Consider the following 14873-nt stretch of genomic DNA (forward strand, 5'->3'; position numbering starts at 1 on the left):
CTTTAGCTTAACGTTGGCTGTGTTTGAATATTCCATTTTAGTGTAGGGATATGGCGATGTTGTTCAAACGCGTATCCGATTTGATAGAGAGCAGCTTCAGCAAAATGTGGTCCTATGAGCTGCATTCCGATTGGAAGCCCATCACGAGAATAACCACATGGTAGCGACAGCGTAGGCAAACCAAGTAAGTTAGATGGTTCTGTTAAGCGAAGGAGCTCCGAACGAACTAACTTCATCTGATTATCAACTCTTACTTTTTCTTCTCCCATATAAGGAGGTAGAATCGGTAGCGTCGGAGCAATTAACACATCTACACTTTCAAATACGTCCTGAAATTCTTTCTGAGCTTGTAAGCGAATTTGCTGCGCTTTTGCATACTCATATCCCGTTACTTTTTGGCTTTCTTCCAGCCTCTCAAGAACGGGAAGCTGATAGTCTTGTCTATACGCTTTCATTCGCTTCTCATGAACCATATAGGCTTCACTTTGAATCGTTTTCGACTGTGCCCAAGATGCTTGTGACAGCATAGGAAGCTCAATAGACTTTACACTTGCACCTAGCTCTTCCAAACACTTCACTGCCTCTTTTAAAGCATTCCCAACTTCTGAATCTAAAGCATCGAAGTAAAAATTAGAAGGTATGCCAATCGTTTTTTTTAAAATAGAAGAACCAATGAATCTACTAAAATGTTCGGTCGGCTTATTTACTGAATAAAGATCTTTTGTATCATAGCCGGCAATTGTTTCTAAAAATAAAGCATTATCTGAAACGGTTCGCGTCATCGGCCCTACATGATCCAACGTTTCGCCAAGTGGAAAAACACCATGCTTACTTACTCGACCAAACGTTGGCTTCATCCCTACGATGCCACATGCAGATGAAGGTATACGAATAGATCCTCCTGTATCTGTACCAATCGCTCCATAACATAATCCAGCTGAAACAGCTGCCCCAGAACCACTGCTCGAACCTCCTGAAATCCTCTTCGTATCGTGCGGATTTTTTACGGCTCCATAATATGAAACATCTCCGCTTGGCCCATACGCAAATTCGTGTGTATTAAGTTTTCCAATCGTAATCGCTCCTGCATGATGAAGCTTCTCTACCACGGTTGCGTCATAATCCGGCGTAAAATGTTGATAAATTTTAGAACCCATCGTCGTTTTCATATTTCTTGTGTATACAAGATCTTTAACGCCAATTGGAATACCATGAAGCGCTCCTTTATACTCGTTATTCATAATTTCTTTTTCTGCTATTTTCGCCTGCTTTACTGCCTCTTCGTTTATCGTTATAAAAGCATTTAAAGCAGGATTAATATCTTTAATACGATCTAGTAAGCACTCTGTAATCTCTACCGGAGAGATCTCTTTATTTTTTATTTTTAAGGATAACGTTGTTATATCCATGTTTAAAATAGAATCTGAATGCATAAGTATATGCCTCCTCTTTTTACTATGATATAAGGTTAGCTACTTTGTTTAACAGGAATGATAGGCTTAATAATACGCTTTCCTGGCTTCACAAAAATCATGGCTATCATTCCAACAACAGCGGCTACGGCAGCTGCAGTAAACATCGCTCCGTATCCACTAGCAGCTACTAACGCACCTGTTAATGTCGGTGCTACAATCGTGGCGATATTTGTAAAAAAGTGCGTAACACCACCAAACGTTCCTGCTTTTGACGGCTCTGTATCAATAATTACTGTCCAATACACAGAGTTGGGCAAGAAATTAAATGCATTTCCAATTGTCATTAGCGTCAGTACTGCTGCTACGCTGTTAACCGTAGGCATGAAAATAAAACAGAGAGCTGTAAAAAATAGAGAGACAACGGCTAATCCAGACCTTGCTATGCGCAGGCTTCCTGTTTTTTCTCGTAAGTAATCAGATATTTTCCCTCCTAACAGCACGGTGATGCAAGCTCCTGTCCATGGAATCATACCTAAATACCATAGTGACCCTAATTGAAAATCAAATGTATCTTGCAAATACTTAGGAGTCCAAGTCAAAATTAAAAAATTCACATATTGAAAAGCAAAGTAACCGATAGCGTTCATGACTAACGTAGGATTTTTAAAGAAGTGATACCAAGGAACAGTTTCTTCATTCTGTCCACTTTCTTTCTCAAACTTTAGCAAACCTTGATTGGATCGTATTTCGGCTAATTCTTCTTGAGAAACTCTTTTATTTTCTTCCGGCTGATTAGTAAATACTTTAATCCAAATCGTAATCCATACAAGACCAATACACCCAAGGATAATAAACATCGTTTTCCAATCTGTAAAAGACAGCAGGGCTACTGCAATTGGAGCAGTTAACAGTGCACCAAGCGGCGTACCAAGTAATCCGATAGAAGCAGCAAATCCTCGTTCTTTCGGAGCTGCCCAGTTAGCCATTGTACGATTAATGGTTGAAAAAGTAGGCCCTTCCGCTAATCCAAATAAAACCCGGAAAACAGCAAATCCAGCAATAGCAGACCCACCAAACAAGGCCATCCCTATTTCACCAGCAAAAGCCGTTCCTATTTCAAATACGGACCAAGCCATACCTGCTACAATCCATACAAATTTAGGTCCTTTCTTATCAGCTAACGCTCCGCCAAATAATGCACCAAACATATAACCATATCCGAAATAGCCTAATATCCCTCCCCATGTTTTAGGATTTAGGTTAAACTCGCTTATAATTGCTTCTTGTGCATACGATATAGCACCTCGGTCGATATAATTCACTACGGTCATAAATACGATCATACCCATAATAAAATATCTGTACTTTCCTCTCATTTTCCTCACTCCCTACGAAAAATATGCTGCCTATAAAACTGCTCTACTTTATTATTAATATCAATTATTTTCTGAAAATTCAATCTCATAAAAAAAGAAACTTATGCGTCTATGCATAAGTTTTTGTGAACGTATTTCTTATAAAAATTTGATAGTTACAGAGTTTATCTCCCTCCTTTTATAATTTATGCACTTTTGCATAGGCATTTTATTTCGATTAAAAGCGGCTTAGCTTCCTACTAATTGTAGACTGATTAACGCCCAGCGCTCTTGCTATTTGTGTAGTGGATTTATATTTCTTCTTAGCCTTTCTCAGCAATTCTTGTTCTACTAAATGAACCGCGGCTTTTAAAGGCATTAGCTCATGAATTTCAATTTTCTTTTCATTTTTTGCACTTACTAGTATGTCACTCATTAACTGTTCTTCTTGAATCCACTCTCCTTCTGTTAATACAAATAATCGCTCTACTAACGCTTCAAGCTCTCGAACATTTCCTGGCCAGCTGTAGTAGTTTTGTAGTTTTTTCAACAGCCTAGGATGTAGCTTTTTCTTACTTTCATACAAGAAATTAATTTTCTCTAAAAAATGTAACGTCAATGGAATAATATCTTCTTTTCTGTTTCGAAGCGGAGGTATTTGAATAGGGATAATACTTAGCTGATAATACAGCTCTTTTCTAAATTTCCCTATTTTTATACTTTCCGTTAAATTAGTTGAAGTCCCCGTAATAAACCGAGCACTAGTATATGAGGATGTTAATTGCTGTTCTACGAGGTAAGATAACTTCAGCTGTAGTGGCAAAGGCAATAAATCAATTTCATCTAAAAAAACCGTACCGCCGCCGGCTTTTTCAATTGCTCCTATTCCCTCCCCTTGCCCAAAAATCTCCTTTTCTATATTAGATAATAAAATTGCACCACAACGAACTGTTACAAACGGCCCTTTGTTCCGTGGACTACGCTCGTGAATGAAATATGCCATGGTTTCTTTACCAACTCCACTTTCTCCATGGATTAACACACTAGATTCTACTAAAGCTGCTCTCTCAGCTCTAGAAACCGCTGTTTTCATTTCTTCGTTTTCGCTCAAAATGTACATCTGCTTTACCTTTTTGTTATTCAACCTTTCCATCTGACCCTGAGGAAGATGTTCAAATGGAGCAATTTTTTTTTCGTTTTGTAAAGACTGGTTCTGTTCCGTAATATCTTTTGAAATATTAACGACTCGAATAATGTCCCCCTTCGTATTTTTTATTGGTGCACCTATTACTTTTAATCGCCTTCCCAACTTTGTAACTTGAATCATTGATACTTTTTCTTTCTTTTCTAACACAAGCCTCGTAATCGATGGACTGTATGCCCCCTCTTTTTCTAACTCATAAACCGTTTTTCCAAGCAACTCTGTTTCCTTGTATCCCCATATCCTTTCACACCCCGAACTTACCTTTAATGTTCTTCCTTCTCCATCAGACATATAAATAGCATCATGAGAAATATCAAAAATAGTTTTTAATTCTCCATCCGCTATTTCATCAATACTATTTAGTTCTTCTCTCTTCCTATTCACGCTGTATCCCCCCTGAGTCTTGTGTCTTAGTATAAATGGAAAAGAGTAAAAACAATAGATATCTTTTATACAAAAAAGCTGTTCGAATACGTACTGTATTCGAACAGCTTGACTTTAAGCTTGAACCGTTTTAAAAAATTGAGGCAAGTAATCTTTATGAGCTTCTAACATCTCATCGACGATTTGTTTAGCTAGTTTATCAGAAGCAACAAGAGGATTAATGGTTAATGCTAAAATAGCTTTGTCATAATCTCCTGTCACTGCTGCTTCAGCTGCAATCCGCTCAAATGACTTAATGGTTTGAACAAGACCGCGGACAGGTACGGGAAGATCGCCGACTGAAATTGGCTTTGGACCATCTTTTGTAATGATACAGCTTACTTCTACAGCAGAATCAGCTGGAATGCTTGCAATAGCGCCATTGTTCACTGTGTTTACAGGTTGAATATCGCCTTTATCCGTATAAATGGATGTAATCAATCGAACCGCTGCATCACTATAATAAGCACCTCCGCGCTGTTCCAATTGAGGCGGTTTAATGTCTAGGTTAGGATCTTTGTACAGTTCAAACAGCTCTTTTTCCAACTGTTTCACGACTTCTGCTCTGGTTTCACCTTTTTCATAATTAACAAGCTCTTTTTCTACCATTTCACGCGTTTTATAATAGTACATGTGATATGGACACGTTAACGCATTTAGCGCTTTTGTGAATTCTGGCTCCCATCCAAGTCCTGCTACATTTTTCACAAAGCTGCTGTTAGTTGGATCACTCAATAAATCAATAACTTGATCTTTGACACTTACACCATCTACATATACATCTAATCCGTAGACCATGTGATTTAAACCAGCAAAATCAATTCGAATGCGAGAGTGGTCTACATCAAGCAGCTTAGCAATCCCCATTTCCATTCCGATTGGCACATTACAAAGTCCTACAATCTTTTTAATGTTACTATAGCGAAGCACAGCTTCTGTTACCATGCCAGCAGGATTTGTGAAGTTAATCAGCCAAGCTTCTGGACATAACTCTTCAATGTCACGGCAGATATCTAAAATAACGGGAATGGTGCGAAGTCCTTTAAATAATCCTCCCGGTCCGTTTGTTTCTTGACCGAGCACCCCGTATTTAAGCGGGATTCTTTCATCTTTCGCTCGTGCATCTAACAAGCCAACGCGAAATTGAGTTGTTACGAAATCCGCATCTTTTAGTGCTTCTCTTCGATTTAACGTTAAATGAACCTCGATTGGCAAACCTGATTTTTTCACCATTCTCTTCGCTAAATTTCCAACAATCTCTAATTTTTCTTTTCCTTCTTCCACGTCTACTAGCCACAGTTCTCGAACTGGAAGTTCATCATATCGTTTAATAAACCCTTCTATTAGTTCAGGCGTATAGCTTGAACCTCCGCCAATCGTTACAATTTTAATACCTTTTGTCATAATGTAATCCCCCCAGAAATTTTGATTGCTTCATATAAATCTACAAATTCAGTAGCCATTTCTTTTACCGTCATCGCATTCATTAAATGATCTTGAGCATGAATCATGAGCAGAGAAATTTCTGTGCTATCCCCTCTAATTTCTCCTTGAATTAACGACGTTTGGATATGATGAGCAGCATTTAATTCTTCAGAAGCTTGTGTAAGCTTTTCACGCGCTTCTGAAAAATCTCCCTTTTTGGCAGCCGCTATCGCTTCCATTGCTGAACTTCTGCCGTTTCCACCGTGTAAGATTAATTTAAAAATATATTCTTGAACGCTTTCCATTCTTTATCCCTCCTCACACAATATCTTTCTGTGTATCACTTGGTACCCCTTCAACTGCAGGCTGTATACCATGTTCTTCAGTGAATTTTTGTTTATCCCACATTCTAAAGAAAGGATAATAAATGCAAACAGAAATGCCGATGTTAATAGCTTGCATAACTGCACCCGATAATTTTCCTCCTGTGGCCAAATAGCCAGAAATAATCGGAGGCATGGTCCAAGGAACCGCAATACCTGCTGGTTTTGCTACCAGTCCTGTCGACATGGCAATATAGGTTGCTACTACCGTCACAAGAGGGGTAATAATAAACGGAATAAGCATCATTGGATTCATCACCATCGGAAGTCCAAAGATAATCGGCTCATTGATATTAAAAAGAGCTGGCCCTATTCCTAATTTACCAAGCTGCTTCATTTGTTGACTGCGCGCTTTTAAAATCATGGCAACGACTAGAGCTAGTGTCGCTCCGCTGCCTCCGATATTAATCCAAATGTCAAAGAACTGCTGTGTGAAAATATTGGGTAATACTTCATGGTTAGCAAATGCAATTCTGTTTTCATCCATAGCTCCATACCAAATTGGAGCCATAATTCCACCGACAATATTCGCTCCATGAAGTCCACAAGACCACATGAGCATAATAACAAGCTCGGCAACTAGCGTACCGCCTAAACTGCCGCCTAACACACCTAAAGGCTTTCCAAGCAATTCTCCAACGATATTATGCAGACTTCCAAAATGCGTTTGTTCTACTAACAAACGTAAAATCCAAATAAATGCTATTACCGTGAAGCCAGGAATAAGAGCGGCAAACGATTTTCCAACAGCGGGTGGAACTCCATCAGGCATCTTGATGACAATATCTTTTTGAATAAACCATCTGTAAATTTCCGTAGAGAGAATCGCGACAATCATTGCTACGAAAAGTCCTTTACTTCCCATTAAAGCGGTTGGAATTCCGCCGTCTACTAAAATAGCTTCTTTAGCGCCGCTTGGGAGAAACGACACTTTATACGGAGTAGCAAGTAAAAAGGCAGCAAGTGAAATAGCACCTGCGGACAAAGCGTCTACTCCATATTTTTCAGCTAATCGATAGGCTATTCCGAAACAAGCAAGCAGCGCCATAATATCGAATGTAGCTCCAACTGGATACGCCATTTTTGTGGCCCATTCTTTTCCGAAAATCCCTGCCATAAAGTCGTTGTAACCTGGTATCGGTAAATTCGATAGTATTAAAAATACGGAACCGATAATAATGAGCGGCATTGTTAGAACAATACCGTCTCGAAGTGCTTGTAAATGGCGTTGACCTGCCATTTTTCCGGCGATAGGCATTACTTTGCTTTCAAGCATACTATTAAATTTGCTCATGTAGTCCACACTCCTATTTTGAAACTAGTTGAGCTGCAAATTTTAACACTTGTTCTCCATTACACGTTCCGTAGTGAACAGGATTTATAACGTCAACTGGCACTCCTTTTTCTTCACCTAGCTTCTTAAGCTGCGGCAGCAAGTAGCGCACTTGAGGTCCTAATAACAGTACATCTGCTTGATCAATATGATTGCGAACAGAGTCACCAGGAACTGCCCAAATTTTATACTCCGTGCTTTGGTCCTGAGCACTTTTTTCCATTTTTGTTACTAGTAAACTTGTAGACATTCCAGCTGCACAACATAATAGAATATTCATCTGTCATTCCCCCGTTTTTTTATTTTGCTATCTGTTTTGTTGATAGTTTTATCTTAAAATAAAAGCGCTTACATTTATACACAACCTTTTTCCGTTAGTAACGGAAAAATTATGTTTGAACATTCAGATAAAAGAAGAAGCCCCTCTCTTGGACTTCTTTTATCTAATATTTTTCATAAATACCTCTATAAACTCCTCATAATCCTTGCACTTTACTAAGCGCTGCACGACCTGCTTGTCATCCACAACGCGAACCAACAAACTGTACATCTTCTGCAAATCGCCTTGATTATTCGCTTTTACACTTAAAAGACAAATAAATTGCACAAGATTTCCTTCCCACATAATCGGTTTTTTTAACGTGCAAATGGCCCAAAACGTCGTATCGGTTTGAGGAACCATAGGATGCGGAATCGCAACGAGATTGCCAAAACTTGTTGGGGATGCAGCTTCTCTTTCAAAAACAGATTCTATAAATTGAAAAGGAACTAGTCCTAGATGAGTTAATTTCTCTCCTAAAAAATGAAGCACTTCTTCTCTTGTTTGAAATTCTTGCTGTAAATATACTAATTCTTTTTTCGTGTATTCTAACGAAGACTGCGGTTTATTCTTCATTAAACATTCAATTTTTTTAAAATCATTGTTTCCTAGAATTGTACTTACTTGTACTACAGGAACAGGAAGATCCTCTGGAATTGGAATGGTACTAACAATAAAATCTAAAGAGTGCAGCGACATTTGGTGAAGCTTATAATACTGAGTTGTTCCTAAAATAGTAAGATTTAATCCAAACGTAGCCTGCAGCTTATATGATAATAGCTTGGCACTCCCTACTCCCGATGCGCATACAATCAAACAGCGCTTAGGCTGATTGATAATTTTCCGACGTTCAATGGCCCCTCCAATATGTAAAGCTAAATAGCCAATTTCCGTTTCATGCATGTCAATTTCAAGGCGATTTTTTAAAACCTTCCCGGCAATAATTCCAGCTTCAAAAGCAAGAGGGTAATGACTCTTAATTCCTTCAAGCATCGGGTTTCGCAGATTCATTCCATATTTATAGCGGTTGATAGCCGGTTTCAAATGCAAACTCATGCCAAGAATCAACTCTGAATCTTCACTAATTCCTAAATGAAGCTCTTTTTCAATTGCTTCTAATATAGCCGCTGTTAATTCATAAATATCTGCGGCAATAAACTGCTTCACTTCTTTGTCTTCATGATTGCTACTGTTGAGCATTTTTGTACCTAGCAAATGAATGGCGATATACGCTGTTTCTGATTTCGGAAAACGAATCTTGAATGCCTTTTCAATTTCCCTCACAATTTCAGCTGCTACTTCATATTCTTTATGCTCCATAATTTCAAGCAAGTCTTCTGAATACAAAGAGATAAAATTTTCTTCTTGTATTCGCTTACAAGCTATTGCTAAATGAATGATTAAATTATTTAATCCAATATCTGAAACCATAATATTGTATCGTTTTATTTGATTTAAAATGTGGGCTTTAATCGTTAAGATTGATTCTTGGGGCAGGATGGATATTTCATTGTATACCATATCTACTTCTTTATCTTTTCGGTTAAATATGTACTCAGACATACAAAATCTCATTTTCATTTCGTCCCCTTTAGCTTTCAAGCCATAGTTAGGACGTTTTTCTAAAAGAATATCATACTTACACAGCTGTTTTTTAACATCTCTTAAATCGTTTTGAACCGTTGATTTGCTAATATATAACTCGTCTGCTAAATCTTCGAGCTTCAAATATCCGTCTGCTAGCAGCAGTCTTTTAATTAAATAATGCACGCGGTCATCAGGAACGGTTGGAATAGAAGTTGAATCAAATAATTGATTAGCCGAAAGTTCTTTTAATAGCTGATGAAATTGTTTTTCATCTAAAACGCTAAGTTCATATCCCGTCCCTCGAGCTGATTTAATTTTGGCCCCGTACTGAGACAACATGTCATCTAACTGTTTTATATCCGTTCGAATAGTTCGAGAAGATACCTGATTTACTGTTGCTAAATATTCGCTCGTAACGGTTGATAATGTAGACTGTACGGACATTAGTTCTCTTAATATGACGATCATTCTTGAATTAAGCATGTTTGTTTCTCTCCATTCTCAGAAGATTTCCCCTTTATAAAATAAATTAAAAGAGCTGGTTATTTTAAACAAAAGCAAAAAATACCTAAACAGCAACAAACAGAAACTACCTTTTCTGTCCTTGCAGCTTAGGTTTTGCCTGCTTCATCAGTAACAACCCTAAAACAATAGGAATAAATGTCTTTATTTGTAATCTATCATTCTTTCTGTTTTTTTTCAATTTCCATTAAAGCGTTAGGCTTAGTGGCATTAATGAAATTTATGGAGTCTGTTCATACCGGTGTAGCCCCAATACAAACGTACGAATTAAAAAATCTAGTGTCTCATCAGTACTCAACGGCATGCCAAATCCCCCTTTTTGCTCCAAAGAAGAAAATCCATGTAAAATGCTGCGGAGACTTCTAACAGCATGAAGGGCTTCACTTTCCGGAAGATGATACGGTTTTAACACCTCCAGCACTAAAAATACGATGTTATCAGATGCTTTTTGTACTTCTTCATCCTGTATCGTTGGTGCCACCGTTGCCGTTGCTTCGTATATTCCGGGAGACTTTCTTACAAATGAAACGTACGCTTTACTTAGCTGATAAACAGCGTCTTCTGCAGAAGCATGTTCAACAGCACTTTTTAGAAGATAGTGTAGCTGCTGCAGTCCGCTTAAAGCCAGTTCTTTGCGCAGCTCTTCTAACCCTTTTATATGATTATACAAAGACGGAGGGCGAACATCTAATTCTTTGGCTAATGAAGCAATTGTAACAGCATAAAACCCTTCACGATTGGCCAAATTTTCACCTGTTTGAATAACCTTTTTGAAATCTAGTCCTTGTCGTGGCGACATCCCTTCATCTCCTCTTTTCTATTTTTACTTTTGCTTGTTGTATTGCTTTTTCCATCATTTTTAGCGGTTGAGAAAGCATTCTTCCGTGTCCAACAGCAAGAAGTGACGGGTTTAATTCATATAGCTTTTCTGCACTTTTAAGCGCTAGCTCTTTGCTCCACGTTCCAAAGGCAGGAAACGGAAACAGCGGTTTTAACTGACCTGATACGGCAACTCCTCCCCGCACTTGGAAAGAATCTCCCGCAATTAATGCGTTCGTTCTCTGGTCTAAAAAAGACATAGACCCAGGTGTATGTCCAGGTGTAAAAATAGGGGCAAGTGAGCCTATATAAGACTCTTCTTCGATGAAATGATCAATTTTAGTTGAAATCTTTCCTAGTTTTGGTATTCCTCCACGGATTGGGTTTTGAGGTTCTTCAGAATTGAGTGTGAAGTCTCCTGAAAATAATCGATAATCTCTTTGCGACATATAAACAGAAGCATTCGGCAAACTTTTCTTCACATTATCAATCGCTCCGATGTGATCTTCATGAGTATGAGTAAAAACAATTCGAGTAATCGGTTTTCCAATTTGATCTGCAGCTTTCAAAATACCTGACGCGCTGTAAGGAAGAGCCGCATCAATTAACGTAAGACTGTCTTTCTCTTCGACTAAATAACAATTCACTGGAAAAAACCGAGGCAAAAACGTCAATTGATACAACATTTTCTCACGAACTATTCTCATTTCCTCATCCCCTATTATCAAAATAAAAACTAATGGTATTAGTTTTTATTTTAACTAATACCATTAGTTTTATCAATCATATATTGGAAAAAACAAAAAAGAGTGTGAGACATAACGAAATCGAGTGAATTTAAAGACGAACAAATGGAATAAAGGAGCTCGTATAGATCACTTGTTACACCGTCCCCACAAAAAAATCCGAACGCGGCTGATTCTTGATAGAGAATCAACCGCGTTCGAATCTTACTTTAACTAAACTACTTTTGCCCTAATTAAACGTCTTTTCTTTCTCCCGTAGCAGCCACTACAATCGCACTGCCTTTCTTTAACTCTTCTTCATATTTTTTTGTTTCGTCTTTTGATAAACCTAGCGCAGCCATTTTTGTTCGAAGCTCATCTTCTCTTGTTAAAAATAAACTCGCTGCTGAATGTAAAGGACCTTCTTCAGACAGTCGAATAATATTTGTGTCCGTTACTTCTGTTAAATTTTTAGAATTTTCCTTGTCATAGGTAAACACGTATACTTCATTTTTCTCAAAACCTTTATCTGCAAATTGATTAACTGCTTCGTTAATATTCGCTCCGTTTTCTACTACTTCAACATGTTTCATTATTTATAACCTCCTGTTTCTATCGCACATCTTTCTTTTATACTTAGCAAAAGAATGAACTTCTTACTACTATATATACCCGTTTTCAGAAAGGAAAACCCGCATTTAGTGCTTTACGGAGAGTTTGAATATCATTCCATATTATCCTTTAATCGGATGTATATCTCTTTTGATTAACGTATCTAAAACAATCATTCAGCTTATTTTCAGCTACCATTCATAAAAAATTCATCTGCATTGCTTATTATAATAAAGAAAAAAGGCGCTAATCAGGTACTTTCTACGCATAATGAATGTCTGTGTCAGAGTAAGCCGGATATGAATGCAACCATTCATATCCGTTTTTTTATATGAAAGAACTTCTAACAACATCCTGTCCTTGCACCTTATAACATACTATAATTCTCCGTATTAACTAAAAATTCAGGTTATATAGGAGGTTACAAATGAACAGCCATCCACAGCCACAGTTAAAAAAAGAGTTAAAGATCCGGCATATCACCATGATTTCTCTTGGAGGAATTATTGGCGCTGGATTGTTTATTGGAAGCGGATCACTCATTAACACCGCTGGACCCGGCTCTATTTTTTCGTACGCATTTGCTGGTTTACTCGTTATTTTAGTCATGCGAATGCTTGGAGAAATGTCTACTGCAAATCCTTCCAGCGGTTCGTTTTCCACTTATGCAAAAGAGGCATTAGGCCCTTGGGCCGGCTACACAATTGGCTGGCTCTACTGGTTTTTCTGGGTTATCGTTATTGCTGTTGAAGCCATTGCAGGTGCAAATATTATTCAATACTGGTTCCCGTCTTTACCGTCTTGGGGAGTTAGTCTGACTCTTACTTTTTTATTAACGATGACCAATCTGTACTCTGTTAAATCTTTCGGAGAATTTGAATATTGGTTTTCTCTCATTAAAGTTGTCAGTATCGTTCTTTTTTTATTTTTAGGTATTGCTATTATTTGTGGATTCATTCCAGGAATTGATTCTCCCGGCACTTCCAATCTTTTGCATAAAGGCGGCTTTTTACCGAATGGAATTAGCTCTGTATTTTTAGGAATCGCCCTTGTCATGTTCTCCTTTATGGGAACAGAAATTGTTGCAACCGCGGCAGGTGAATCTTCTCAACCTGAAAAAGCCATTACCATTGCGACCAATACCGTTATTTATCGTATTTTATTTTTCTATTTAGGATCTATTTTTATTTTAGTAACCGTTCTTCCGTGGAATTCATCAAGCCTAATGAAAAGCCCATTTGTCTCTATTCTTGAATTAGTAAACATACCGGCCGCCGCTCAAATTATGAACTTTATTATTTTAACAGCTGTCCTTTCTTGTCTGAATTCTGGTTTGTATACAAGCTCTCGTATGCTGTTTTCCATGTCTCAAAATGGTAATGCGCCAAAAAGCTTTTCAAAATTAAATAAAAAAGGCGTACCGGTTAGCGCGATATTAGCATGTACAGTTATTTCGTACATCAGCGTCATCTTTAACTATATTTCGCCAGATAAAATCTTTTTGTTCTTAGTGAATGCATCAGGCGGCGTAGCCCTTCTTGTGTACCTCGTTATTGCATTTTCACAAATTAAAATGAGAAAAAAATATGAAAAAGAAAACCCTGAAGCATTAAAAATTAAAATGTGGTTGTTTCCTTACTTAACTTACGCTACAATCCTTGCCATCACTAGTATCTTTATTGCCATGGCATTTATTGATTCATTGCGTTCGCAGTTCTTTTTAACTCTTTTAATTGCTTTACTCGTCGTAGGTTCGTTTTTCTTTCAGCGTACCAAAATGACGAGCAGCTTAGCATCAAAAGAAAACACATCAAAATAAAAGAGGTTGAGACATAACGAAATGGATCCAACCTAAAGATGAACAAGTGAGATAGATGAGCTGGACTGCTTATGACACCGCAGTTGATTTCCGTGCAAGGCTTCGCTTTCCGCGGGCGGGCGCTGTTCCCGCAGGAGTCTTCGCCTTGCCCTCCAATCACCTGCTAGAAGGAACGAAACACATAAAACTATATTTACCATCACAAAAAAACGAACCACCAATCAAACATGTTGATTAGTGGTTCGTTTTTCACTTTGACTAACATACTTTTGTCCCAGCCTCTTTTTATTTAATCCGATAAATCTCCTACAATTTTTGTTCCGTGTAATTCAGTCGCCTGTGTGTCTTTTATAACCCGATCTGCGTTGCCTTCATGAATTCCTCCGCCGGGCAAAATAATAAGACGGTCATTGGCGTATGTGATCAGTTCTCGGATCACCTGCAAGTTTTGCAAAGCAGACCCTTTCCCACCTTTGGTCAAAATGCGGTCTGCTCCCATTTCACTAAGTATATCAATGGCTTTGTATTTATCTTTAATCTCATCAAATGCCATATGAAACGTAACGCTTAAAGGACGAGCTTCTGCTATTAATTCTTTAGTGCGTCCGTGATCGATTTCATTTTTTTCTGTTAATATGCCGAATACTACTCCGTTTACTCCAAGGTCTTTACATGCTTTAACGTCTTTTTTCATAATTTGAAATTCTGCTTCGGAATATAAAAAATCACCGCTTCTTGGGCGAATAATCACGTTGATATCTGTATCAAGGTGTTCACTTGCATGTTGAATGGTGCCGTAACTTGGCGTAGTGCCTCCTTGACTGAGATTGTCACATAATTCAATGCGGTCTGCTCCTAGCTTTTCCGCTTTTTTTGCCTGCTCATACCCTTCTACACACGCTTCTTTTATGTACTTCATACTCTCAACTCCT

General features: G+C 38.0%; 13 protein-coding genes. 1 reads left to right on the forward strand and 12 read right to left on the reverse strand.

What is annotated here, in order from left to right; translation table 11 throughout:
* Nucleotides 1-2: 2 nt before the first annotated feature.
* The 11 genes from ACH6EI_RS20575 to ACH6EI_RS20625 all read right to left on the reverse strand — a co-directional run bounded on the left by ACH6EI_RS20575 (nt 3) and on the right by ACH6EI_RS20625 (nt 12103).
* On the reverse strand, nt 3-1433 hold the full coding sequence (locus tag ACH6EI_RS20575) for an amidase (protein WP_223546315.1): 1431 nt from the start codon (nt 1431-1433) through the stop codon (nt 3-5).
* Nucleotides 1434-1468: 35 nt separating this feature from the next.
* Complete coding sequence (locus tag ACH6EI_RS20580) at nt 1469-2791, reverse strand: MFS transporter (protein ID WP_098113870.1); 1323 nt, start codon at nt 2789-2791, stop codon at nt 1469-1471.
* Nucleotides 2792-3008: 217 nt separating this feature from the next.
* Complete coding sequence (locus ACH6EI_RS20585) at nt 3009-4358, reverse strand: sigma 54-interacting transcriptional regulator (RefSeq protein ID WP_397377918.1); 1350 nt, start codon at nt 4356-4358, stop codon at nt 3009-3011.
* A 114-nt stretch (nt 4359-4472) separates the two neighbouring features.
* A complete protein-coding gene (locus tag ACH6EI_RS20590) occupies nt 4473-5801 on the reverse strand; it encodes a 6-phospho-beta-glucosidase (protein ID WP_034269418.1) in 1329 nt (442 codons plus the stop codon).
* Entirely contained in the window at nt 5798-6127 is a 330-nt protein-coding gene (locus ACH6EI_RS20595) for a PTS lactose/cellobiose transporter subunit IIA (RefSeq protein WP_034269415.1), read from the reverse strand. Before ACH6EI_RS20595 ends, ACH6EI_RS20590 begins: the two co-directional genes overlap by 4 nt.
* Nucleotides 6128-6140: 13 nt before the next feature.
* Entirely contained in the window at nt 6141-7499 is a 1359-nt protein-coding gene (gene celB, locus ACH6EI_RS20600) for a PTS cellobiose transporter subunit IIC (RefSeq protein ID WP_098113868.1), read from the reverse strand.
* Nucleotides 7500-7512: 13 nt separating this feature from the next.
* The gene (locus ACH6EI_RS20605) at nt 7513-7818 is read right to left on the reverse strand and encodes a PTS sugar transporter subunit IIB (protein WP_028412318.1); all 306 of its coding nucleotides are present in this window, start codon (nt 7816-7818) and stop codon (nt 7513-7515) included.
* Nucleotides 7819-7977: 159 nt separating this feature from the next.
* Nucleotides 7978-9927 carry a BglG family transcription antiterminator gene (locus ACH6EI_RS20610; RefSeq protein WP_033578082.1) on the reverse strand — a complete coding sequence of 650 codons (1950 nt, stop codon included), beginning with the start codon at nt 9925-9927 and terminating at the stop codon, nt 7978-7980.
* Nucleotides 9928-10186: 259 nt separating this feature from the next.
* Nucleotides 10187-10765, reverse strand: coding sequence for a TetR/AcrR family transcriptional regulator (locus ACH6EI_RS20615; RefSeq protein WP_047751634.1), 579 nt, complete (start codon nt 10763-10765; stop codon nt 10187-10189).
* Nucleotides 10766-10769: 4 nt separating this feature from the next.
* Nucleotides 10770-11492 carry an MBL fold metallo-hydrolase gene (locus ACH6EI_RS20620; protein ID WP_028412321.1) on the reverse strand — a complete coding sequence of 241 codons (723 nt, stop codon included), beginning with the start codon at nt 11490-11492 and terminating at the stop codon, nt 10770-10772.
* Nucleotides 11493-11764: 272 nt separating this feature from the next.
* Nucleotides 11765-12103 (reverse strand): YflT domain-containing protein, encoded by a 339-nt coding sequence (locus tag ACH6EI_RS20625; protein WP_048020044.1) that lies wholly within the window; start codon nt 12101-12103, stop codon nt 11765-11767.
* Nucleotides 12104-12549: 446 nt separating this feature from the next.
* On the opposite strand from ACH6EI_RS20625, the gene ACH6EI_RS20630 reads away from it, so the two are divergent.
* Nucleotides 12550-13941: an amino acid permease gene (locus ACH6EI_RS20630; RefSeq protein WP_394530540.1), complete on the forward strand. Its 1392-nt coding sequence runs from the start codon at nt 12550-12552 to the stop codon at nt 13939-13941.
* A 289-nt stretch (nt 13942-14230) separates the two neighbouring features.
* Here the strand turns inward: ACH6EI_RS20630 and ACH6EI_RS20635 are convergent, their stop codons facing one another.
* Complete coding sequence (locus ACH6EI_RS20635) at nt 14231-14860, reverse strand: copper homeostasis protein CutC (RefSeq protein ID WP_033578077.1); 630 nt, start codon at nt 14858-14860, stop codon at nt 14231-14233.
* Between the last annotated feature and the right edge of the window lie 13 nt (nt 14861-14873).

This window comes from Priestia sp. JSM ZJ58, from assembly GCF_044383985.1.
Taxonomy (GTDB): domain Bacteria; phylum Bacillota; class Bacilli; order Bacillales; family Bacillaceae_H; genus Priestia; species Priestia zanthoxyli.